Origin of the sequence: Neptunomonas sp., from assembly GCF_041601355.1 — a bacterium.
In the GTDB taxonomy this organism is placed as follows: Bacteria; Pseudomonadota; Gammaproteobacteria; order Pseudomonadales; family Balneatricaceae; genus Neptunomonas.
Map to the genome: position 1 here is coordinate 12,911 of NZ_JBFIIH010000026.1, position 23,641 is coordinate 36,551.

A 23,641-nucleotide genomic window follows, 5' to 3' on the forward strand; every position below is an offset into this window, starting at 1 on the left:
AATGAGGGTAGCATCATGAAAAAAACATGGATGACGGTGTTAGTGATAACCACTTTTTTTGTAATCAGTGGCTGTCAAACACAACCTAAAAAGCAAAGCGAAATGGCCCAGCCCGCATTAACAAACCAGCAGTTAATGACCTTGTATAGCGAGGAAAGGAAGGTGAGGTGGAATACGGTCAGAGGAAGCAGCGGCACAACTATTTATAACCCTGATGGAACAGGAGTTGTTGAATGGGGGAAAGGGGATCATCAGGGCCAATGGCGAATTGTAGAAAATTTTGTATGTACGCGTTGGGAAGGTGTCCGAGATGGTGCCGAAAAGTGTTTTAGCTTTATTGAAACAGCACCGGGGAAGTATAACGCTTATAATGAAGATGGAAGTTTTGAAGGAGATAATACTATTATTTCTCAGTAGCTTGAGTAGTAACTTTTTGCATAAAGCAGCGAATATCGCTGCTTTTTTTGACACCTAAGCTAAAGTTGTTAGCTAAAAACTAAGCTATTGTTGACCTCTTGTTTCACTCTAAACGCTTTTGTTGTCTGCGACGCCTAATTATTTGACTCCTGTTATGACTGGCTTTATTATTCCTTGGTAGAATTTTCCGATATAAGTCATGCCTTTTTTATGCTTTTTCGTTTTGTTAAATGACAGGTTTCGCCATGAATATTGAGTTTCCCACCATTGCTGATTACGTTGGAAAAACGCCATTGGTTCGTTTGCAACGCATTGGCAAAAACGCACGCGGTAATGTGATTCTTTGTAAGCTGGAGGGTAATAACCCTGCCGGTTCAGTTAAAGATCGTCCTGCATTAAGCATGATTGAGCGTGCTGAAAAGCGTGGAGATATCAAGCCAGGCGATACACTGATTGAGGCGACATCGGGGAATACTGGTATTGCTCTGGCGATGGCGGCAGCCATTAAAGGTTATAAAATGGTGCTGATCATGCCAGAAAACATGAGTATGGAGCGCAAAACAGCAATGACAGCGTATGGCGCTGAGTTGATTTCTGTGACTAAAGCTCAAGGTATGGAATATGCGCGTGATCTGGCGTTGTCGATGCAGGAAAAAGGTGAGGGTACTGTGTTGGACCAGTTCTCCAACAATGATAATCCCGAGGCTCATTATACAGGTACCGGGCCGGAAATCTGGGAGCAAACACAGGGGCGTATTACCCATTTTGTCAGTTCAATGGGAACAACGGGCACCATTATGGGGACTTCGCGCTTCCTTAAAGAGCAAAACCCTTTGGTTAGTATTGTAGGGCTTCAGCCTGAAGATGGCTCACAAATTCCGGGTATTCGTCGTTGGCCTAAAGAGTACTTACCGAAAATTTTTGATGAGACGCGAGTCGATAGAGTATTGGATATTTCCCAGCAGGCAGCAGAAGTCACAATGCGTGATTTGGCTAGTAAGGAAGGGATTTTCTGCGGAGTATCATCCGGTGGCGCCGTCGCGGGGGCATTGCGACTCAGTGAGCAGGTTGAAAATGCTGTAATCGTCTGCATTATCTGCGACAGAGGTGACAGGTACTTGTCAACCGGGGTGTTTGACCCCATATAACCTCTACGAAGAGAAGCCGCTTAAGCGGCTTTTTTTACAATTGTGTCTGGACCGTTTTGTTTTAGCATGGAACTTGCTTGTGATTATAGGTCTTAAGAATAGAATATTCGGCTCTTTGTCGTATGAAAATGACCGTGTGTTATCGCGTTAGGTTATTTCATGTAGCGGGATTGAAAACAGAACCGTTATAAAAACGGCAGAGTCGTGACTAAAGGAGTGTCAATTAGCCATGGTAAAGGTTCGAGAAGATCATCCCGTACATGATGATGGGACAGTTGATTTGGATTTGTGGCTGTGGCGTCTGCAGCAGCAAGTTGAGCTTGAAGATGTTGACCAGGTTCGTCTTGCCTGTGATATTGCAAAACAGGTTTTTGAGCAGACAAATAGCACATCAGGAAACAGTTATCTTGCCGGGCTTGAAATGGCTCAGATTATGGCTGAACTGCAGCAGGATCAGGAATCCATTATTGCTGCGATTCTTTATCGCAGTGTGCGCGAAGATAAATTAAAACTCGATACGGTTAAAAATCAGTTTGGCCCGGTGATCGGGACATTGATTGAGGGTGTTCTGCAGATGGCGGCTATTGGTAGCCGTGCTAATCCACGTGTTGAACATACGGTATTAGGCGCTAAAGCACGTCAAATCGACACGGTGCGTAAGATGCTGGTGGCAATGATTGATGATGTGCGGGTTGCACTGATCAAAATTGCTGAGCGCACCAGTGCCATCCGTGGGGTTAAAGATTGCTCGCGAAGAAAGCGTTTTCTGGTCGCGCGTGAGGTTTTTGATATCTATGCCCCACTCGCTCATCGATTAGGGATCGGGCATATTAAATGGGAGCTGGAAGACCTCTCCTTTCGTTATTTGAAGCCCACCGATTATAAGCATGTTGCCCAGCTTCTGGATGAAAAACGCTTAGATCGTCAGCAGTTTATTAATACTGTCGTGACGACGCTGAAGCGTGATCTGGGAGCCCAGAATATCAAAGCCGAAGTGAATGGCAGAGCAAAGCACATTTACAGTATCTGGCGGAAAATGCAGCGTAAGAATATAGAATTCAGCCAGGTATATGATGTGCGTGCTGTGCGTATTCTGGTGCCTGAGATCCGGGACTGTTATACCGCATTAGGGATTGTGCATGGCTTATGGCGCAATATACCGCATGAATTTGATGATTACATAGCATCCCCAAAACCGAATGGATACCGATCGTTACATACCGCTGTGTTTGGTCCGGAAGGTAAGGTTCTGGAGATACAGATACGCACACCAGAGATGCATGAAGAGGCTGAGTTGGGTGTCTGTGCTCACCACTTATATAAAGGTACCGATACTTATTCGAAAAGCGATGCTTATGAAGATAAGATTGCCTGGTTACGTCAAGTACTTGAATGGCATGAAGACCTGGGGGATTCCGAGGCTTTTGGCGATATATTACGCGGCGATGTTGTTCAGGATCGACTTTACGTCTTTACGCCAGGCGGGCATGTAATTGATATGCCGTTGGACTCCACAGCGCTGGATTTTGCCTATAGGGTGCATACCTCCGTCGGGCATCGTTGTCGTGGTGCGAAAGTTAATGGCCGTATTATAGCGTTGAATAAGCCGTTAAAAACGGGAGATCAGGTAGAGATACTGACCGGGAAAGAGGAGCTGCCTCGCCGCGACTGGCTGAATACGAATAATGGATATCTGACTACATCACGCGCCCGTGCAAAAGTGGCCCATTGGTTTAAGTTGCAGGACAAGGATAAAAACGAGGAAGCGGGTCGACAGATTGTTGAGCGTGAGTTCAAACGTCTGGCGCTTTCGATGAGCGAGGTCGATATGACGCTTCTTGCTCAGGAAGTACACTATAAGTCGGATGAAGATATGTTCGCGGCATTGGGCGCCGGGGATATTCGTTTTTCTCAGATACTTAACGCGGCGCAACGTCAGGTGGAAACATCCGCGCATGATGAGCAGTTAGATTTAGCCCTGCCTGCTGTGGCCAGAGACAAGTACAAAAAACCGTCAAGTTCAGGAGTGCGTATTCTGGGCGTGGGTAATTTGCTGACCACTATAGCATCGTGCTGCAAACCGGTGCCCGGAGATTTGATTGTGGGTTTTATCACGCAGGGGCGTGGGGTTTCAATTCATCGTGAAGATTGCGCTAATTTGCTAAATCTGAGAGAGCATGAAGGTGAGCGGGTCGTTGCAGTTGACTGGGATGAGGGTGGAGAGACAACTTATCCGGTTGATATACTCATTGAGGCATATGATCGTTCTGGACTGCTTCGGGATGTCATGATGGTGCTGGCAAATGAAAAACTCAACATCCTGTCGGCTAATACGCTGACAGATAAAAATAGTAATGTTGCAAATTTATCACTGACGATAGAAATTTCTCGTCTGGAGTTGTTGGGTCGTATCATGGATAAAATTAGCCAGTTACCGAATGTGGTGGATGTGCATCGCCAGCGAAATGGTTTTTCTCAAGAATGAATGGCTACTCTTTAAAAGACCTGATCTATTTAATGGAACGCTTGCGAGATCCGGAGAATGGTTGTCCGTGGGATCTTAAGCAGGATTTCAGCAGCATTGTGCCGCACACGCTGGAGGAGGCGTATGAGGTTGCCGATACCATAGAGAGAAAAGATTGGGCACACCTGGAAGATGAATTGGGTGATCTGTTATTTCAGGTCATCTTTTATAGTCAACTAGGTAAAGAGCAGTCTTTGTTTGAGTTTAATTCCATCGTCAATCAATTGGTAACTAAGCTTATTCGTCGCCATCCTCATGTGTTTCCTGATGGCAAGTTAAGAACCCCGCCCGCACAGATCAAGCTGAATGAGCAACAGATCAATGCAAATTGGGAGAAGATTAAACAGCAAGAGCGTGTCGGCAAAGCTAAAGCGGCTATTCTTGATGATGTGCCTAAAGGATTGCCGGCGTTAAGTCGCGCAGAAAAACTGCAAAAACGGGCGTCGCAGGTAGGTTTTGATTGGAACGATCCGCTGCTGGTGCTGGATAAAATAGAGGAGGAGATCGCAGAGCTTCGTGAAGCGATCGCTCAGGGAAATCAGGCCGCTATTCTGGATGAGATGGGCGATGTGATTTTTGCTCAGGTTAATTTAGCACGGCATCTGGGGGTGAAGGCTGAGATTGCGTTACGTTCCACCAATCAGAAATTTGAGCGGCGTTTTAACCACGTTGAAGCCTGTGTGGAAAGCTCCGGTAAAGCCTGGGATGAGTATGCTCTGGATGAATTGGATCATTTTTGGGATGAGGCAAAACAGAAAGGGTTATGAAAATGGGATGGTTTGTTTTAGCTGTGATAGTCATGGCCGGTTTAGGTTACTGGAATTGGCAGAAAACCCAGGATCAGCTCCAGGTGCTACGCAATAGCAGCTTTAATATAACAGGTGACTTAAAAGGCGAGCCTCGTCTTGTTATTGATAGTACTCAGAAACAGATAGCACTTGTCAGTCCTCAGGGGTATCGGATTATTCCAATGAGCGCGGTTGTTAACAGCGAGGTGGAGTTTGATCGAGGCGTTCAGATGGATAATAATTTTCGGATCGAGTTGCAATTGATAATGTCCGAGAGGTCGGCTGGGCCTGTCATGTATGAAAATGAGACATTAGCCAGAGCCGCATTGGAAAAGCTACACATGGCGCTTCATTAAGTCATTGTTGGCATTAGTTTTCCACTAATATGACTACAGACTTTTCACTTGAATTGGTTTGCTTTCCCTTCACTTCTGCCATAGGCGACTAAAGCCTGATTTGTGCAAAGTTCAAATAAAATCTATGCTCAGAGGATTGTGATTCGATATTCACTAAGGAGCTGGGAATGAACGATCTGCATGAAGCCTTACGCGATGATGTCAGGATGTTGGGCGATAGCCTCGGGCAGACAATAGAAAAACATCTGGGCAAAAAATTTCTGGAGAAAATAGAACGGGTTCGCAAACTGGCTAAGGCCGGTCGTCATGGCACCGAAAAAGACAGAGATAATCTGCTTACTGAACTCAAAGGGTTGAGTGAAGACGAAATGCTTCCCGTTGCCCGCGGTTTTACGCAATTCCTTAATTTAGCCAATATCGCTGAAGAGCATCACCGGGTTCGCCGTCATCAGGAAATCTGTGATCTTGAAGCAACTGACTCATATGTGCAGTTATTGAAACGGCTGAAGAAAGAAGGCATTGGCGTAAAGAAGATCCAACAAACATTGGCTGAGATGCAAGTTGATCTGGTGCTGACGGCACACCCTACCGAAGTTAATCGCCGTACATTGATTCAGAAGTATGACGCCATCACTGACTGTTTGCGTGGATTAGATCGCGGAGAGTCCGAGCAGCATCGTTTAAAAGAATTGATTAGCCAGATTTGGCATACTAATGAGATCCGACAGGTGCGCCCTACGCCTATCGATGAAGCAAAGTGGGGTTTTGCTGTCATTGAAAACTCTTTGTGGGAGGCTGTCCCTACCTTTTTAAAACGCTTAAATGAGCAAACCCACGCCATTCTGGGCCAGGGTTTGCCGCTTGATTGCTCGCCGGTACGTTTCTCGTCCTGGATGGGCGGTGATCGTGACGGTAACCCTAATGTTACGGCCGTTGTCACTGAAGAAGTACTGATGTTATCCCGCTGGATGGCTGCAGACCTCTATGTGCGGGATATTGATGCCCTGCGTGCTGAGTTATCAATGTATAACTGTAACCAAGAGCTACGTCAGCGGGTAGGCGATGCTCCTGAGCCCTACCGCCAATTGTTGGGTGAGGTGCGCGATTCACTGGTATGTACTCAACATTGGATTAAAGAGCGTCTGGATCAGGAGAATGAAGTCAGTAGTGTGCTCTGTCCGATGCTGACGCCTGATAAACTGCTAGAACCTCTGATGTTGTGTCATCGTTCGCTGGTTGAATGTGGCATGGAGATTATTGCAGAGGGGCCACTTGAAGATATTATCAGGCGGGTGGGTTGCTTTGGTATGACCTTGGTTCGCCTGGATATCCGTCAGAGTTCAGACCGGCACGCGCAGGTATTTGAAGAAATTTCACAGTTTTATGGATTGGGCTCCTATATTCATTGGACAGAAGAGGGGCGGCAGGCATTTTTGTTAAAAGAGCTGCAAAGCAAACGTCCTCTGATCCCGCGTGACTGGAGTCCATCGCCTGAAGTACAGGAGGTCCTGGATACCTGTAAAGTCGTCGCTGAAGCTGATCCGGCATCCTTAGGTTCTTATGTTATCTCGATGGCCAGTCATCCGTCTGATGTGCTCTCTGTCATTCTGCTGTTGCGTGAAATGGGTATCAGCCATGATATACGTGTGGTGCCGTTGTTTGAGACATTAGATGACCTGGACAGTGCACGTGATTGTATCGATGCATTGCTCTCTGTGCCGTGGTACAAGCAATATACGCATGGTCATCAGGAGGTAATGATCGGTTATTCAGACTCCTCCAAAGATGCGGGTCAGTTAGCTGCTGCATGGGGGCAGTTTAAAGCACAAGAAGCGCTCACTGAACTGTGTCAGGCGCATGAGGTGCACCTAACGCTATTCCATGGCCGTGGTGGTACTGTCGGACGCGGCGGCGGCCCCAGCCATACAGCCATACTTGCTCAGCCGCCGGGATCGGTGGATCGCAGTCTGCGGGTGACAGAGCAGGGTGAGATGATTCGCTTTAAATTCGGTATCCCTGAGCTGGCGGTACGAAACTTAGAGCTTTATACCGGTGCTGTCCTGGCGGCGACTCTGTCACCTGAGCCTTTACCGAAGAATGTCTGGCGTGACCAGATGGAAAAAATGGCGGAAACAGGGCTGCAGGCTTATCGATCTGTGGTGAGACATGATGCGCAATTTGTGCCTTATTTCAGAGCGGTCACACCCGAACAGGAGTTGAGTAAACTGCCGCTGGGGTCCCGGCCGGCTAAACGCAAAGCGGACGGAGGTGTTGAAAGCTTACGCGCGATTCCGTGGATATTTGCCTGGACTCAGATTCGACTGATGCTACCGGCTTGGCTGGGTTCTGATACCGCGCTTGAAGCAGCTGTTCGCAATAATGAGTTGCCCTTATTGCATGATATGTACGCAAAATGGCCGTTTTTCCGTTCTTATGTGGATATGCTGGAGATGGTGTTGGCAAAAAGTGATACGCGCCTGACTGAATATTATGAATCAAGGTTGGTCTCGGATGAGTTGAAGGTATTGGGTTCAAGTCTGAGGCATCGTTTATCGGTTGCCGTGGAAAAAGTACTGGATATAAAGCAGCGTAAGGAGTTATTGGTGGATAATCCGGTCATTCAGCAATCCATTGATGTACGAAATCCCTACATAGACCCTCTGCATTTTTTACAGGCTGAGCTGCTTTATCGTGATCGAAATCATCCTGATCAGCGCTTAGAACAGGCATTAATGGTGACGATGGCGGGCATATCTGCGGGTATGCGCAATACGGGTTAATGTAAGTACGGGGTTGAGCCAAAGGCTACTTTGGCTTACTCTCGCCTCTCGGTTTTAAATTATGTTCGATATTTCGCTAAGGAAATCAGCCAAATAGTCCTTTGGGTGATGTTTTCTACATAATGCTAGTGCTAATGTCGAATTGTCGCTGTGGCAATGCCCCAGTATGGTTCTTACCCAATATCGTGCTGGTTGCGTTGGACTTATAGGCGTAGAAGCGACGCAACCCATTTTTGGACGGTCCAATCGAGCACACTAAAAAATTTATTTTCTTAATAGTTAGAGTAGGGGAAATCCTTAATGCGTATTATTCTTCTTGGCGCACCAGGCGCTGGCAAAGGCACTCAAGCGCAGTACATCACCGAGAAGTACGGCATCCCTCAGATCTCAACTGGCGATATGCTGCGCGCGGCTGTGAAAGCCGGTACACCTCTTGGCGTTAAAGCTAAGGCGGTCATGGATGCTGGTGAACTGGTATCCGATGACATTATTATCGGGCTGGTAAAAGAGCGTATTACAGAAGCAGATTGTGAGAATGGTTTCTTGTTTGATGGTTTTCCTCGTACTATCCCACAGGCTGATGCCTTGAAAGATGCAGGTGTTGTTATTGATGCTGTTGTCGAGATCGACGTGGCAGATGACGAAATCATTAAGCGCATGAGTGGACGCCGGGTTCATCCGGGTTCAGGCCGTACCTATCATCTCCTTTTCAATGCGCCGAAAGTGGAAGGCAAGGACGATGTAACTGGCGAAGATCTGGTACAGCGTGCGGATGACGTTGAAGATATCGTACGTGATCGTCTGAATGTTTATCACGATCAGACAGCACCTCTGATCAGTTACTATAAAGGCTGGGGTGAAGCTAAACAGCCAAATGCACCTAAATATGTCTATGTTGCCGGTGTCGGAACAGTTGATGATATCCGTGCACAAGTCTTTGCGGGTTTAAAGGAAGCCGAGTAGGGATAAAAGCCTGAGTTAAAATATTTTTTCAGGTTAGGAAATAGGAAAAAGCCGCTTTATGCGGCTTTTTCTGTTTTTGCTTGGGTACATTCAAAGCAGGGCTGGGTTTTTGAATGTATCTTCGGGATAATAGCTGCTTTCATTTTTAACAGATAATCGATATGCCTGGCTCGATCAAAACAGCGGTTATACTTACCAATTTGGGGACGCCTGATAAGCCAGAAGCTGGCGCGGTAAAACGATACTTGCGGGAGTTTCTTTCTGACGCTCGTGTCGTTGAGGGAACAGGTGTTCGTCGTCTGGCTTGGCTGGCAGTGCTTAATTTTATCATCCTGAACTTACGTCCACGCAAAGTGGCAAAACTTTACCAGGCCATCTGGGAAGATGATTCCCCGATGCGCAAGATTCTGAATGAGCAGGTAACCGAGTTACAACTGCAGTTGCAGCAAAAGTATGAAGCCGCTCCCTGTGTTTTTGCCGGAATGACCTATGGTTCACCTGGTTTAAAAGAGCGCTTGGCGTCTTTAGCCTCACATGGCTATCAACGAGTATTGATTATTCCTATGTATCCACAATACTCAGCGACAACAACCGCACCGGTTTATGATCAGATCGCGCGTTTTCAGCTCGGACGACGAGAGGTGCTGGATATTCGCATCGTGAAGTCTTTTTATGATCATCCGGCGTATATCAACGCACTGGCAAGCAGTATTCGCTCATTTCAGGAGACCAGTGAGGGTACTGAAAAGCTAATGCTTTCTTATCACGGTATCCCCAAAGAGTATGCTGAGAAAGGTGATCCCTATCCGCAACAGTGCCATAAGACATCTGAGTTAGTAACAAAAGCGCTGGGTTTGGCCGATACGCAATGGATCACTACGTTTCAATCACGTTTTGGCCCTGCGCAGTGGTTGCAGCCTTATACTGATAAAACACTTGAAAGCTTAGCACAGCAGAAGGTTACAGCTGTCGATGTTGTGTGTCCTGCTTTTACGGCGGACTGTCTGGAGACGTTAGAAGAGATTGCCCAAGAGAATAAAGAGGTGTTCCATAAAGCAGGTGGCAAGTCGTATCAGTATATCCCGGCTGTAAATAGTACCCCTGCTTTTATTGATACGTTAAGAATACTCGTAGAAGAACAGGCCGCTGACTGGCTGAAGTCAGATAATCAAGCAGAAGAGGAAACTAATGCAGCCTGAATTAATATTTGGCTTTCATGCCGTTAAAACCACGCTTAAGTATGACGCGGCTCGCGTACAACGTGTTGTAGTTCTTAAAGGGCGTGAGGATGAGCGTCTCAATCAACTATTAGAAGAACTGGGGGATAATATCCGCGTTGAGCGGATTCCCCGGCAAAAACTGGATGAGATGGCACAGGGCGGGGTGCATCAGGGAGTGATCGCTGCCTGTACACCGATGGAGTCAAAGGTTGAAAGTTTTCTTTATCAGCTGTTGGATAAGCTGGATGAGGCACCCTTTTTACTCGTGTTGGACGGCGTCACTGATCCACATAATCTGGGTGCTTGTTTACGTACGGCGGATGCTGCTGGTGTCCATGCCGTGATCGCACCAAAAGATAAGTCTGCGCCGTTAAATGCGACCGTCTCTAAGGTTGCTTGTGGTGCCGCAGAAGTTATTCCTTATGTGCAAGTGACTAATCTTGCACGTACTTTGCAAGAGTTACAGCAACGCGGTATCTGGATTACCGGCACAGCGGGTGAAGCGGAGCAGATGGTCTATCAGGCCAATCTTACCGGCCCGATGGCACTTGTTATGGGGGCTGAAGGAAAAGGGATGCGGCGCCTGACACGTGAAGGGTGTGATTTTCTCATTAAAATCCCGATGGCCGGTGAGGTCAGTAGCCTGAATGTTTCAGTAGCTACGGGTGTGTGTTTGTTTGAAGCGGTGCGTCAACGTCAGTTATAGTGGGTACAATTCAGCTTGCTGTTAAGGACAACATGATGAAGCAGATATTGGTATATGGCGACTCTTTATCCTGGGGGATTATTCCCGGAAGCCGAAAACGTCTGGCGTTTGATAAGCGTTTACCCGGCGTAGTTGAAAAGCAGTTGCTGGCGCAAGGTCATGCCATCAGAGTTATTGAAAACTGTCTGAATGGCAGGCGCACAGTATGGAGTGACCCATATAAGCCGGGACGTGACGGTTCAGACGGGCTTGGTCAGGCAATTGAGTTCTGCTCGCCATTAGCGCTGGTTGTGTTGATGCTCGGCACCAACGATTTTCAAGTCATGCATCATCACAATGCATGGATGTCATCGCAAGGTATGGCAAAACTGGTTACTATTATTCGTCAGGCTCCTATTGAACCTGGGATGCCTGTTCCGGATATTTTAATTGTTGCGCCACCCAAAATGCTGTCTCCTAAAGGCCCCGTTGCTGAAAAATTTGAGGGTGCGGAACATAAATGTATAGGGCTGGCTGAAGCCCTGAAAGGTGTTGCTGAAGAGCAGCAAGTATACTTTTTTGATGCCTCAGATGTGACAGAAGCGAGCCGTGTCGATGGTATTCATCTTGATGAGGACCAGCATCAAACGCTGGGTTTGGCCTTGTCTGAAGTGATCAAGTGCATTATTGAGCTACAAGAATAACGATACCAATAAAAGCGCCGGAATGAAGAGTAATAACAGGAGCAGAAACATGGAGGTAGAGTGGTTACCATTAGTATGCAAGACACACTTCAGTTAGATGAAGTGATGACACTATACCGGGCAAATGAATGGTCCTCAGCGGATAAGCCTGAGCTGCTGATACAGGCGTTACGTAATTCCGATACCTTAGTGACGGCTCGTATTGCAGGTAAGCTGGTGGGTATCGGTAATGCCATTTCGGACGGTTTTTTGGTGGTCTACTATCCTCATCTGCTGGTTCATCCGAGTTTTCATGGGCAAGGGATTGGGCGGCAGATAATGCAGGTGTTACAACAAAAATACACTGGCTTTCATCAGCAAATGCTGACGGCGGATGGCGATGCGATCGGATTTTATAAACGATTAGGTTTCGAAAAAGCAGGAGAAGCACAGGCTATGTGGATTTATGCTGGTACAGAACACTGAGGATTGATCATTAAGTTAAGGACCCTGAACAATGGCTCAGGGTCATATGCCTGTTTTTTAACGTATAGTATCAGACGCCAATGACATCAAGAGTATGTAACGCGATCATCGCTTCTTCATTAGTGGGAATCACTCTGACAGTGACCTTACTTGATTCTGTACTGATAACCTGAAGGTTATTTGTGTTCGCTTTTTCATCAAAAACAACCCCCAGCCATTGGCTACGGTTTAATACCCGTACCCGTAAGTCCGCATCATTTTCACCAATACCGCCGGTAAAAACGATTTGTTCTAAGCCACCCAGAGCGGCAGACAAACGACCTAACTCCAGTGCGATACGGTAGGCCAGCATATCAATAGCTTCTTCTGCTTGCGGTGTATTTGCCTGATGAAGTGTCAGCATATCAGATGAGAGACCTGAAACGCCCAGCCAACCGCTTTCCTGATAAATCATTTTTTCAAGTGCGTCGGTGTCCATATGGTGATGGCGTTGTAGATAAAGTAAAACCCCCGGATCCAAATTTCCGCATCGGCTTCCCATGGGTAAACCGTCCACTGCTGTGAATCCCATGGTTGAAGCGATGCTTTTTCCTTGAAAAGTAGCGCACATGCTGGCACCCGCACCAAGGTGGCACACAATGGTTTTAGCTTTGCCGGCTTCATCTGAAATCTGACTCAGGCTTTTTTGAATATACTCATAAGACAGCCCGTGAAAACCATAGCGATGAATGCCTTCCTCTGTGAACTTACGGGGAATGGCATAATGGCGCTCAACAGCTGGTTGGCCGACGTGAAACATCGTATCTAAACAGGCTATCTGTGGTAGTTCCGGGGCAAGCGCCTGGCACGCTTCAATCAGAAGTAGATTATATGGTTGATGCAATGGAGCCAGTGGAATTAACGCTTTCAGTTGATTCAAATTATGCTCATCGATCAGGACGGGAGCGCAATATTGCTCACCCCCGTGTACAACGCGATGGCCAAAAGCCGTTATTTCAAGGTGCGGCGCGCATTCTGCCAGCCATTCTAAAACAGTACTGAGTGCTTTTTTATGTCGTTCAGATTTATCGATACCGGTAACATCGATTGAGGGTGGCGTAATTTTGTTGCCGCTGCCATCCTTCAGTGTAATGCGGGGATCACCCAGAATATTCCCCAGTTTGAACTGGTAGATTGGCGTTACATTATTCTTTTCTGCTTTGAAAAGAGCGCACTTCAGGCTGGATGAGCCGCCGTTAATAGTCAGGATAGTTTGCATATTTCCTTCTTATGATACTGGATGATGAACCATATGTGATGCCAGCGCGCAGGATGCCAGGCGGCCTAAAGTCTTCTCTGAACGACTGGTCAGAATAATAGGGACTTTAGCACCTAATGCGATGCCGGCAGACTTCGCATCAGCCAGATAAATGAGCTGCTTGGCTATCATGTTGGCGGACTCCAGGTCGGGCGCTAGTAAAATATCAGCATCACCAGAAACGGGAGAGTTAATATGTTTGTCGATAGCCGCCTGCAAAGAGATTGCATTGTCAAATGCCAATGGACCGTCCAGAAGACCGTTGGTTATTTGGCCGCGATCTGCCATTTTACACAGACAAGCCGCATCAATGGTGCTGGGCATATAAGGTTTCACTTTTTCGATGGCGGCCAGAATAGCGACCTTAGGCTCGGCTACGCCAAGGGCACGGCAAAAATCGATAGCATTTTGCACGATATCACGCTTTGTCATCAGGTTAGGAACGACATTGATGGCTGCGTCTGTAATAACTAAAGGCTTGTGGTAATTTGGGATATCAAATACAAATACGTGACTTAGGCGGCGTTCAGTCCGTATGCCTTTAGTTTTGTGAATGACGGCGCTGATTAGTTCAGAGCTGCCTAAGTCCCCTTTCATAATCGCTTCTACGTCAGCTTGGCGTGCCAGTTCGCATGCCATTTCTGCGGCAGCATGGCTATGCTCTACATCGATAATTTCATAATTTGAAATATCAAGATTAAGTTTTTCTGCTGTCGTCAGAATTTTGCTTTTCGGACCAATCAGAACAGGGATAATAAGATTATGCTCAGCGGCTTCAATCGCACCCATTAAACCATTGTGATCAACCGGATGTACAACAGCTGTACGGATGGGGCGTGCTTTTACCGCTTGTTCAATAAAAAATTCGAGCTGGTTATGCACAGGAGGTTGTTCTTTGAGAATCATGATCTATCTACCTTAGTTCAAGGGTAATCCAGCTATCTTGAAAGCTCTGGAATCTATTTAACGTATAGTTTAGTACAATTTAATGTTCATGACGCATTGCAGCAAATGGTTTTAATGATCTGTATCATAAAGTCTAATGATTATTAACATGCCGTGAGTTCCGGATGCTTTGAGAAAGGTTCAAGGTCTATTTCGCTTTGTTTAATGAGAGCGTTTGTCAGTGTGTTTGCTAACGGTGTTTTTAGGTTCCATACATGCCAGTAAAGCGGCACTGATAAAAAATATCCAGGTTTAATATCAATGAGTTGTCCGGATTTAAGGTGTATGTCACCTTGCTGGTCGGGAATCATGCCTGCTGCAAATCCACGGGTAATAAAATCGATAAATGCTTCGAATGATGGGACGCGGTGAGCAGGGTAGTCTCCCTGAGAGATATCAAAAAATTTACTCAAATAGCGATGTTGCAGTGCATCTTTATAATTGTACTCAACGATGGGTGCTCGCATCAATTGCTGCTTATCACAGCCATTAGGGAAGTAGTGTTGTATGTATTCAGGGGATGCCAGGCAGCGATATACTGATACCCCGAGTGGAATACAGTGGCAACCTTGCAAGGGTGTCGGGCTGGAAGTAATGCACCCCATCACTTCGCCACTGCGCAACAGGTGATGTGTTTGATCCTGATCATCAACTTTAAGATCCAATAGTACGTTATGCTGTTTTAAGATCGGATCAATGGCGGGTAAAAACCAGGTTGACAGACTATCCGCGTTGACACCAATGGATAATCGGATATGCCCCGATTTCAACACAGGGTTCAGTTCTGACATGACTTCATTTTGCAGCATCTCAATCTGGCGAAAATGTTTAAGCAGTGTCTGGCCTGCAGGCGTTGGGGTTATTGGATGCGAGCGGATGAGTAATGTTTGCCCGACCATCTCTTCCAGTTGCTTAATGCGTTGAGAAACGGCGGACTGAGTAACGTGCAATCGTTTAGCCGCTCGTTCGAAGTTTTTTTCTTCAAGAACGGTGGAAAGTGCTTTGAGTTGTTTATAGTCAACCATAAGAAATTCTAATCAAATATTAAAATCATTAGTTTCATTATATTCTAGTTATCAAGCACACTCTTCTCCAGTGTTTATTCAGAGCAGGCGATATGTTTATTTTTATGGCAAAGGGTTATATGGCAGCAGCCGTCCTCATTATGGCGATTGGTGCGCAGAATGCCTTCGTATTGGCGCAAGGGGTTAAGCGTCAATACCATTGGCCGGTTGCCACTATCTGTATTCTGGTTGATGCGCTTTTTATTAGCATAGGCATGATTGGCGCTGGCGTTGTCATCCAGCAGTGGCCGATTGCGCTTAACCTGTTTCAGGTCGGTGGTTTTATTTTTTTATGTGTTTATGGGTTTTTTGCATTCAGGGCGTTTATATCGCCCACAGGACTGACTGCGGGTCAGGCAAAAGGGGATCTCAAATCAGCAATTATCACAGCCTTGGTAGTGAGCTGTTTAAATCCGCATGTGTATTTGGATACTGTTGTCCTGCTCGGTAGTATTGGTAATCAGTTTGCAGGAGCGGAGAAAACCAGCTTTTGGATCGGCGCAATTTTAGCCTCATTTAGTTGGTTCGTTTTTTTGACGTTTCTGGCGAAAGGCTTATCACCCTGGTTGGGTAAACCGCATATCTGGCGTTGGGTCGAGGGGTTGGTCGCACTGATGATGTGGGCCATTGCTGCTTGGCTGTTGCTTAAGTTGCTGGGTGTGATTGGTTGATTTTCAAACAGCAAAAAGCCCGCTTTCTGCGGGCTTTAAAAAAAATCTATGGAGGAATCAGATAGCAATACCTAACGACTTCAACGTATTCATTGTCAACTGGCCGGAAGCCATACCATTAGCTTTCTGGTAAGCGTTCACCGCAGCCATTGTGCCCTTGCCGAGTATGCCATCAATGCTGCCAGGGTTGTAACCTTTGGCTTTCAGGGCGCGCTGCAGGTCACTAATCAGACTTGGCTTAGTGTTCGTTTCGCAAAGAATTGAGCGCCATTCCAGGTATGCATCGCTGATTTTGACACGCTTTTCAACGGTTTTAAATTCAGCAGGAATAGCAATTGCGTGTTGCTGAGCCGGTTTAGTCAGCTTGCGCACTTTAACGGTTTTGTATTCAGCAGGCACAACAACCTTACGCGTAGTAGCTGGTTGGTCTACTACACGACGTTTAATGCTTTGGGTTTTACCCGGAATAGCAACGGTTCTAACCGTTTCAGGTTCTACCAAAACCGTTTTAGTTACGGTTTTATATTCAGCGGGTACTTCAACTAAACACATGATTTCACCGGTTCCGGCATCAACTTTCTGGATGGGGCCAGTGCCTTTTTTCCATTCAGTGTGAGCTGGGCGAACCAGGATTTTCTCTGTGACTGTTTTATATTTAGCGGGCACACGAATAAGTTTCTCAGAGGCTTCCGCGACTACAATGTTTTCAGATACATTTTTGTAAGTAGCCGGGATGACTTCTAAGCGCTCATAGGCTTCTTTAACCAGTACTCGTTGTTCAGCGTAGCCATATTCAGGTGCGGTTGTTTCGATACGCTGAGCCGCGTCTCTTACCTGAACAGTTTCAGATTCCATGGCGTATTTTGCAGGGACAACAACACGCGCGTAGCATTCACCAGGTTGAGGGTTGGGTGGCAGCAGGCTGGTTGTCTGGCTTTCTCGTGTCAGACGTGCAATTTCAGACTCCAGTTGAGAGGTATCCCCCTTAGCGTTTCTTACCGTGGTCAGTTCTTGCTGAAGCGCCAGATATTCAGACGAGTTTTTGATATCTGTCTGAGAAGAACTATTGTTGGTAGCCGAGCAGCCTGATAGTACTGCGATAGCCAGAGCTGAAACGGTGAAAGTAAAAATTTGCTTTTTCATGACAGACTTCCCTGGGTATTGTTTTTTTTGGGGGTGAGGGAAGTCTATAGATCTTTTAATGAAGGAAATATGAACGGAAATGTTCATATTTTGTTCATAATTTCTTGAAAAATACTTAAATTGGCTGTTTTAATGTCGCTTGGTAGGGGGGCCATCCCATGGCTTTTCCACCGAGAACATGCAGATGAATATGGTAAACTGTTTGCCCCCCATGACTGTTACAGTTAAAAACGGTTCGGTATCCATCTTCTGCAATACCTTGGTTTTTAGATATTTTTCCTGCGGTCATGACCATGTGGCCTACCAGTTCACGCTCATCTTCATTAATATCATTTAACGTGCTGATATGTTTTTTAGGGACGACTAAGAAATGCAAAGGCGCTTGTGGGTTAATATCGTTAAAGGCGATAACCTGATCGTCCTCATAAATAACTTGCGCCGGAATATCTTTATTTACTATTTTACAAAAAAGGCAGTCCATTATAAATTCTCTGTTTTTATAGTGAGTAATAATGCCAGCATAAGATGGCAGTGCTGTTTAAATGCGCTCGCATACGCTTAGCTTAAGAGTATAGCGATGCACCTTAGTACAGCTCAAGCTTCTCTTTTGGCGGGCAATGGTAACTGGCGCTCGTTGTATTGTCAGGTTTAACAGATTCCAGATGAACATCGAATCCCCAAAGCGTGTGGATATGTTTTAACACCTCTTCAGTATCTTCGCCCAATGGCATGTTGTTATGCACGAAATGCCGGAGTGTTAGTGAGCGATTTCCTCTAATATCTACGTTATATACCTGTATGTTCGGCTCTCTGTTTCCGAGGTTATATTGGGCGGATAGCTGTTCGCGGATTTGACGGTATCCCGGTTCGTTATGAATGGCGGAAACTTTCAGTGTTGGTTTTTCTGAATCATCAATAATAGAGAATAATCTGAGTTCCCGGATTAGGTGCGGAGAAAGAAACTGCAGAATAAAGCTCTCATCTTTATAGTTACGCATGGCGTGATCGAGCGTTGTTTGCCAGTTGCTGCCGGCAATGTCCGGAAACCATTCATAATCTTCAGGTGTCGGGTTCTCACAGATGCGACGGATGTCCTGCATCATGTTATAGCCGAGTGTATAGGGATTAATACCAGTAAAATACTTGCTGTCAAAAGGTGGCTGATACACAACGCTACTATGGGAATGCAAAAACTCCATCATGAAGCCGTCATTGACGAAACCTTCGTCATATAGCTGATGTAGTAATGTGTAATGCCAGAAGCACGCCCAGCCTTCATTCATAACCTGAGTTTGTTTCTGGGGATAAAAATACTGTGCGATTTTACGTACTATACGAACAATTTCACGCTGCCACGACTCAAGCAGGGGAGCATTTTTTTCAATAAAATAGAGAAGGTTTTCTTCAGGCTCTAAAGGGTATCGGGGTTGTTTTGATGAGTCGCTTCCTTCCTCTTTTTTCGGAATGGTATTCCACAATTGATTAATATGACGTTGGTTGTATTCTTCACGCGCATTCAGGCGTTCTTTTTCTTCTTCGGCTGTTAAGGGTTTGGGACGCAGGTAGCGGTTCACGCCATAATTCATCAAAGCGTGACAAGCGTCGAGAATGGACTCCACTTCATCAATACCATGACGCTCTTCACACTGCGCGATAAAGCGCTTAGCAAAGACCAGGTAGTCTACAATCGCAGAGGCATCCGTCCAGGTTTGAAACAGGTAATTGCCTTTGAAAAATGAATTATGTCCGTAGCAGGCGTGAGCAATGACCAGTGCCTGCATGGTCATGGTGTTCTCTTCCATCAGGTACGCGATGCATGGGTTAGAATTAATGACTATTTCGTAGGCTAAGCCCATTTGACCACGTTTATAACGCTGTTCTGTTTCTACAAACTGCTTACCATACGACCAGTGGTGATAGTTTAGCGGCATACCAACCGAGGCATAAGCATCCATCATCTGCTCGGATGTGATTACCTCGATTTGGTTTGGGTAGGTATCCAGACCAAAATCAGCTGCGATACGCCCAATTTCACGATCATATTCTTCTATCAGTTCGAAGGTCCATTCTGCACCAGTAGATATTGGCTTATTGCTCATGCGGCCCCCTTGGTTTTACGCTCAAACAATCGGCGGAAAACAGGAAAGATGTCAGAAAGTTCTTCTATATGCTGCATTGCGAACTGTTCCGGGTGATTCTGATGTATCTGTTGATATTCATGCCAGAGGTTTTGCTGCGGCCCGTTGGTAATTTCAACATAGGCGTAATACTGAACCAGAGGAAGGATCTTTTCAGTTAGCAGCTGGGTGCATCTTTGCGAGTCACCGTCCCAGTTATCGCCATCTGATGCCTGTGCCACGTAGATATTCCACTCATGGCGAGGGTAGCGCTGCTGCAGAATTTCGGCAGTAAGCTCCAGTGCACTGGAGACAATAGTGCCGCCGGTTTCACGTGAGTAGAAGAATTCCTCTTCATCGACCTCTTTCGCATGTGTGTGGTGACGCACGAAGACAACTTCGATTTGCTTATAGTTTCGGGTCAGAAACAGGTAGAGAAGAATAAAGAAGCGTTTGGCTATCTCTTTAATCGATTGTGTCATTGAGCCTGATACGTCCATGATGCAAAACATCACGGCTTTGCTGGAGGGTATCGGCGTTTTTACTATATTGTTGTAACGCAGATCAAAATCATCGATAAAGGGTACTCTTTTTTTATTGATATCCAGCGCTTTGATCTGTTCTCGCAGGGCATGTATTTTTTGATTGCGATCATCACTAACCGGTTCCGTTTCGAGTGCCCATAATTGCTTTTTCAGCTCGCGTAGCTCATTCCGGTCAGAGCCGGACAGCGCAATACGTCGTGCATGCGCTGCTCGCAACGAGCGAATAATATTCAGCTTGTCGGGCGATCCTGCCTGAGTAAATCCTGCCCGGTGCGTCTCAAACTGAGTGGCATCCATGAGCTGCTTTTTGACCAGATAGGGCAGCTCTAAACCATCAAACATGAAATCCAGAAACTCTTCCTGATTAATCGAAAAAGAAAAATCATCTTCCCCTTCACCCTGATTGCTGGCTTGTCCCTGGCCTGCACCACCTCCCCCTCCTTGGGGCCGTTGGAATTCATCGCCGGTGTTGAACTCTTTATTACCGGGATAAACACGTGTTTGTTTGCCGCCTTTACCATGGTGAAAAAGTGGTTCAGAGGTACCTTTTCGCGGAATAGTGATCTGGCCTCCCCGATCCATATCCTGAATTGAGCGTTTTTTGATCGACTCTTCAACAGCTTCTTTGATCTGTTTTTTATATCTGCGTAAAAAGCGCTGCCGGTTAACAGCACTTTTTTTCTTGCTATTGAGACGGCGATCAATAATGTAACTCATGTTCCGTACTCCTTCTCTCGGCGAGAAACCGAACTATGTTACTGGGATTTTCTTACGCGTATATACCATTCAGATAACAGACGAACCTGTTTCTCTGTATAGCCACGTTCGGTCATCCGTTTTACAAATTCGCCATGCTTGTTCTGCTCATCAGACGATCCTTTCGCATTAAACGAGATAACGGGGAGCAGGTCCTCAGTATTAGAGAACATCTTTTTCTCGATGACTGAACGCATTTTTTCATAGCTAGACCAAGACGGATTCTTACCGTCGTTACTGGCGCGTGCGCGCAGAACAAAGTTAACAATTTCATGACGGAAATCTTTAGGGTTACTGATACCGGCAGGTTTCTCGATTTTTTCGAGCTCCTCGCTGATCGCCTGTCGGTTCAGAATATCGCCTGTTTCCGGGTCACGATATTCCTGATCCTGGATCCAGAAATCGGCATAGGTTACGTATCGATCAAAGATATTCTGACCATACTCGGAATAGGATTCGAGATAAGCGGTTTGAATCTCTTTACCCAGGAGTTCGATATATTTAGGGGCAATATATTCTTTAATAAAGCCGATATATTTTTCCTGAACCTCTGGCGCAAATTGTTGCTGTTCAATTTCCCGTTCCAGCACATACATCAGGTGGACTGGGTTGGCGGCGACTTCAGACGAGTCAAAGTTAAAGACTTTTGACAGAATCTTGAAGGCAAAACGTGTCGATAGCCCTTTCATGCCCTCATCGACTCCAGCGAGGTCTTTATACTCTTGCATCGACTTGGCTTTAGGATCAGTGTCTTTCAGGTTTTCACCATTATAAACACGCATTTTTGAATAAAGATTAGAGTTTTCAGGCTCTTTAAGACGCGACAGTACAGAAAACTGAGCCAGCATATTCAATGTGTCTGGTGCACAGGGTGCTGCGTGTAACGAACTGTTTTCCAGAAGTTTTTCATAGATTTTTATCTCTTCTGAAATACGTGTGCAGTAAGGGACTTTGACAATGTAAACACGGTCAATAAAGGCCTCATTGGTTTTATTGTTTTTAAATGTCTGCCACTCAGATTCGTTAGAATGGGCAAGAATAATACCGTCGTACGGAATAGCTCCCATTCCTTCGGTACTGTTGTAGTTACCTTCCTGAGTTGCCGTTAACAGAGGATGAAGCACCTTGATAGGCGCTTTAAACATCTCAACAAACTCCATGACCCCTTGGTTTGCATGACATAAAGCACCCGAAAAGCTGTAAGCATCAGGGTCGTGCTGTGGGAATTCTTCCAGTTTACGGATATCAACCTTACCGACAAGGCAGGAAATATCCTGATTGTTTTCATCGCCCGGCTCGGTTTTAGCAATCGCAATCTGATTGAGGATAGAAGGGTAGAGCTTCACCACTTTAAATTTGGAGATGTCACCACCGTACTCATGTAAGCGCTTTACTGCCCACGGTGACATGATACCTTTCAGATAACGGCGAGGAATGTTGAATTCTTGCTCGAGAATTTCTGCATCTTCTGCCGGGTTGAATAACCCCAAAGGCGATTCATACACCGGAGAGCCTTGAATGGCATAAAAAGGGATCTTTTCCATCAGGTATTTCAGACGTTCGGCTAATGAGGATTTACCGCCACCCACGGGGCCTAACAGATAAAGAATCTGTTTACGCTCTTCCAGTCCCTGTGCAGCATGGCGAAAGTAAGAGACGATATTTTCTATGGCGTCTTCAGCACCATAAAACTCATCAAACTCTGGATACAGTTTTATCACTTTGTTGGAAAAGATACGGCTCAGACGTGGATCTTTGGCAGTATCAATGAGTTCGGGCTCGCCAATGGCTTTCAGCATACGTTCTGCTGCACTGGCATAAGCCATAGAATCGGTTTTACAGAGTTCGAGATAATCTGTCAGAGACATCTCTTCCTGCATCGTTGATGTGTAGCGCGTTTTGTAGTTCTCAAAGATACCCATCGCATTCACCCTTCTGTTTGCTGGCGAGCTAGTTAAGGCGCTGCAGAGAAAAGATTTTTCTAGCACCTGTTTTTACCACTATAATTTTAGTGTAGCTCAGACTGTCTATATATGTACTTGCTAATTTTTAGACATGTTTCTTAAGCTATTGGTTTCAATTTAGTTTATTTATCTTCCAGAGAGCTAATAAATATTTGTAAAAAGCGCGCAGCCTCTCCTCCAGTTGCAACTCTGTGGTCAAAAGTCAATGAAATTGGTAGTACTTTACCGATCACTATTTTACCTTTTTCAACCAGCGCTGCTTCGCGTATGACACCGGCGCCGATAATGGCGACTTGTGGTGGTACCACCACGGGAGTTGCATATCTCCCTGCCATGGTACCAAAGTTGCTGAGCGTGATCGTAGCTCCTTTCAACTCAGCTGCAGGAATGGTTCTGGCGGCTACGTCACTGCGTAATTGATTCAATCCTTCGCGAAGTTCAGCGTCTGAACGTGCCGCAATATTTCTTAAAACGGGTACAAACAGCCCTTTTTCTGTATCAACAGCGACCCCGAGATCAATGTGCTTGTGTGGGCGCAGCGTTAGTTGTTGGCCGTCAAACCAGCTATTAATAATGGGAACGCTCTGGCACGCTGCTGTAATCGCCTGGATTAATCGCATGGTGATATCTGTTTTTGGCGGCCAGTGACTGATATTTGCATCTTCAAACAGTGAAACGGGTACGATTTGAGCATGCGCCTGGCTCATGTTGATCGCCATATGCTTACGTACGCCTTTTAGTCTTTCCGGCGCGCCAAATTGCCGGTTGTAGCGAGCCGCCTGCTCAATATCACTGACGCTGATTGAGCCTTGTTGTCCTGTTCCTTTAATCGTATCAAGATCAATATCGAGACGGTTGGCAAGCGCCCGGCCTGCAGAACTGGTGCGTTGCTGGCGATGTGCTAACGAGCTGGGCGATGCACCAATCATAAAGTCATCTTCCTGGGAGGTGGTATCGGCTTTACTCAGAGATCCTACCACGGTGCCACTGTCCTCTTCTTCATCGGTAACAAATTCGACCAGCGGCTCCCCGGTGTGTACGGTGTCACCTTCAGCGCCGAATAAATGCGCAATGATGCCGGTTTGTGGA

Annotated in this window: 21 protein-coding genes; 12 read left to right on the forward strand and 9 right to left on the reverse strand. The window is 46.1% G+C overall.

Translation table 11 applies throughout. The features are described from left to right. Nucleotides 1-15 precede the first annotated feature (15 nt). From ABY436_RS06285 to ABY436_RS06335, 11 genes are all read left to right on the forward strand, one after another. Complete coding sequence (locus ABY436_RS06285; RefSeq protein ID WP_372738147.1) at nucleotides 16-417, forward strand: hypothetical protein; 402 nt, start codon at nucleotides 16-18, stop codon at nucleotides 415-417. Nucleotides 418-662: 245 nt separating this feature from the next. Further along, nucleotides 663-1,565, forward strand: coding sequence for a cysteine synthase CysM (cysM, locus tag ABY436_RS06290; RefSeq protein ID WP_372738148.1), 903 nt, complete (start codon nucleotides 663-665; stop codon nucleotides 1,563-1,565). 229 nt (nucleotides 1,566-1,794) lie between these two features. Then, complete coding sequence (gene relA / locus ABY436_RS06295; RefSeq protein WP_372738149.1) at nucleotides 1,795-4,050, forward strand: GTP diphosphokinase; 2,256 nt, start codon at nucleotides 1,795-1,797, stop codon at nucleotides 4,048-4,050. Beyond that, nucleotides 4,047-4,856, forward strand: coding sequence for a nucleoside triphosphate pyrophosphohydrolase (gene mazG / locus ABY436_RS06300; protein WP_372738150.1), 810 nt, complete (start codon nucleotides 4,047-4,049; stop codon nucleotides 4,854-4,856). Before relA ends, mazG begins: the two co-directional genes overlap by 4 nt. A gap of 2 nt (nucleotides 4,857-4,858) precedes the next feature. Then, nucleotides 4,859-5,233, forward strand: coding sequence for a hypothetical protein (locus tag ABY436_RS06305; RefSeq protein WP_372738151.1), 375 nt, complete (start codon nucleotides 4,859-4,861; stop codon nucleotides 5,231-5,233). A 167-nt stretch (nucleotides 5,234-5,400) separates the two neighbouring features. After that, the gene (gene ppc / locus ABY436_RS06310; RefSeq protein ID WP_372738152.1) at nucleotides 5,401-8,013 is read left to right on the forward strand and encodes a phosphoenolpyruvate carboxylase; all 2,613 of its coding nucleotides are present in this window, start codon (nucleotides 5,401-5,403) and stop codon (nucleotides 8,011-8,013) included. Between the two features lie 300 nt (nucleotides 8,014-8,313). Next, the gene (gene adk / locus ABY436_RS06315) at nucleotides 8,314-8,976 is read left to right on the forward strand and encodes an adenylate kinase (RefSeq protein WP_372738153.1); all 663 of its coding nucleotides are present in this window, start codon (nucleotides 8,314-8,316) and stop codon (nucleotides 8,974-8,976) included. A 161-nt stretch (nucleotides 8,977-9,137) separates the two neighbouring features. Next, complete coding sequence (hemH, locus tag ABY436_RS06320; protein ID WP_372738154.1) at nucleotides 9,138-10,175, forward strand: ferrochelatase; 1,038 nt, start codon at nucleotides 9,138-9,140, stop codon at nucleotides 10,173-10,175. Next, nucleotides 10,165-10,902 (forward strand): 23S rRNA (guanosine(2251)-2'-O)-methyltransferase RlmB, encoded by a 738-nt coding sequence (gene rlmB, locus ABY436_RS06325; protein ID WP_372738155.1) that lies wholly within the window; start codon nucleotides 10,165-10,167, stop codon nucleotides 10,900-10,902. Before hemH ends, rlmB begins: the two co-directional genes overlap by 11 nt. Nucleotides 10,903-10,934: 32 nt before the next feature. Continuing rightward, entirely contained in the window at nucleotides 10,935-11,585 is a 651-nt protein-coding gene (locus ABY436_RS06330; RefSeq protein ID WP_372738156.1) for an SGNH/GDSL hydrolase family protein, read from the forward strand. Between the two features lie 60 nt (nucleotides 11,586-11,645). Next, nucleotides 11,646-12,050: a GNAT family N-acetyltransferase gene (locus tag ABY436_RS06335; RefSeq protein WP_372738157.1), complete on the forward strand. Its 405-nt coding sequence runs from the start codon at nucleotides 11,646-11,648 to the stop codon at nucleotides 12,048-12,050. Between the two features lie 70 nt (nucleotides 12,051-12,120). Here the strand turns inward: ABY436_RS06335 and ABY436_RS06340 are convergent, their stop codons facing one another. The 3 genes from ABY436_RS06340 to ABY436_RS06350 all read right to left on the reverse strand — a co-directional run bounded on the left by ABY436_RS06340 (nucleotide 12,121) and on the right by ABY436_RS06350 (nucleotide 15,317). Then, nucleotides 12,121-13,308, reverse strand: a complete 1,188-nt coding sequence (locus ABY436_RS06340) for an acetate/propionate family kinase (protein WP_372738158.1) — start codon at nucleotides 13,306-13,308, stop codon at nucleotides 12,121-12,123. Between the two features lie 9 nt (nucleotides 13,309-13,317). Continuing rightward, nucleotides 13,318-14,253: a bifunctional enoyl-CoA hydratase/phosphate acetyltransferase gene (locus tag ABY436_RS06345; RefSeq protein ID WP_372738159.1), complete on the reverse strand. Its 936-nt coding sequence runs from the start codon at nucleotides 14,251-14,253 to the stop codon at nucleotides 13,318-13,320. Nucleotides 14,254-14,396: 143 nt separating this feature from the next. Next, nucleotides 14,397-15,317, reverse strand: coding sequence for a LysR family transcriptional regulator ArgP (locus tag ABY436_RS06350; protein ID WP_372738160.1), 921 nt, complete (start codon nucleotides 15,315-15,317; stop codon nucleotides 14,397-14,399). 92 nt (nucleotides 15,318-15,409) lie between these two features. Here ABY436_RS06350 and ABY436_RS06355 point away from each other — a divergent pair, with 92 nt between their 5' ends. Further along, a complete protein-coding gene (locus ABY436_RS06355) occupies nucleotides 15,410-16,027 on the forward strand; it encodes a LysE/ArgO family amino acid transporter (protein WP_372738161.1) in 618 nt (205 codons plus the stop codon). A 57-nt stretch (nucleotides 16,028-16,084) separates the two neighbouring features. On the opposite strand, the gene ABY436_RS06360 is transcribed toward ABY436_RS06355, so the two are convergent. The 6 genes from ABY436_RS06360 to ABY436_RS06385 all read right to left on the reverse strand — a co-directional run. Continuing rightward, nucleotides 16,085-17,170: a peptidoglycan-binding protein gene (locus ABY436_RS06360; RefSeq protein WP_372738162.1), complete on the reverse strand. Its 1,086-nt coding sequence runs from the start codon at nucleotides 17,168-17,170 to the stop codon at nucleotides 16,085-16,087. 115 nt (nucleotides 17,171-17,285) lie between these two features. Beyond that, nucleotides 17,286-17,651, reverse strand: coding sequence for a histidine triad nucleotide-binding protein (locus ABY436_RS06365; RefSeq protein WP_372738163.1), 366 nt, complete (start codon nucleotides 17,649-17,651; stop codon nucleotides 17,286-17,288). Nucleotides 17,652-17,754: 103 nt separating this feature from the next. After that, entirely contained in the window at nucleotides 17,755-19,269 is a 1,515-nt protein-coding gene (locus tag ABY436_RS06370; RefSeq protein ID WP_372738164.1) for a SpoVR family protein, read from the reverse strand. Then, on the reverse strand, nucleotides 19,266-20,549 hold the full coding sequence (locus ABY436_RS06375) for a YeaH/YhbH family protein (RefSeq protein ID WP_372738165.1): 1,284 nt from the start codon (nucleotides 20,547-20,549) through the stop codon (nucleotides 19,266-19,268). Before ABY436_RS06375 ends, ABY436_RS06370 begins: the two co-directional genes overlap by 4 nt. Nucleotides 20,550-20,587: 38 nt before the next feature. Further along, on the reverse strand, nucleotides 20,588-22,510 hold the full coding sequence (locus ABY436_RS06380) for a PrkA family serine protein kinase (protein WP_372738166.1): 1,923 nt from the start codon (nucleotides 22,508-22,510) through the stop codon (nucleotides 20,588-20,590). 164 nt (nucleotides 22,511-22,674) lie between these two features. Beyond that, nucleotides 22,675-23,641, reverse strand: a 967-nt coding sequence (locus ABY436_RS06385; protein WP_372738167.1) for a dihydrolipoamide acetyltransferase family protein, incomplete at its 5' end; no start/stop codon positions are given.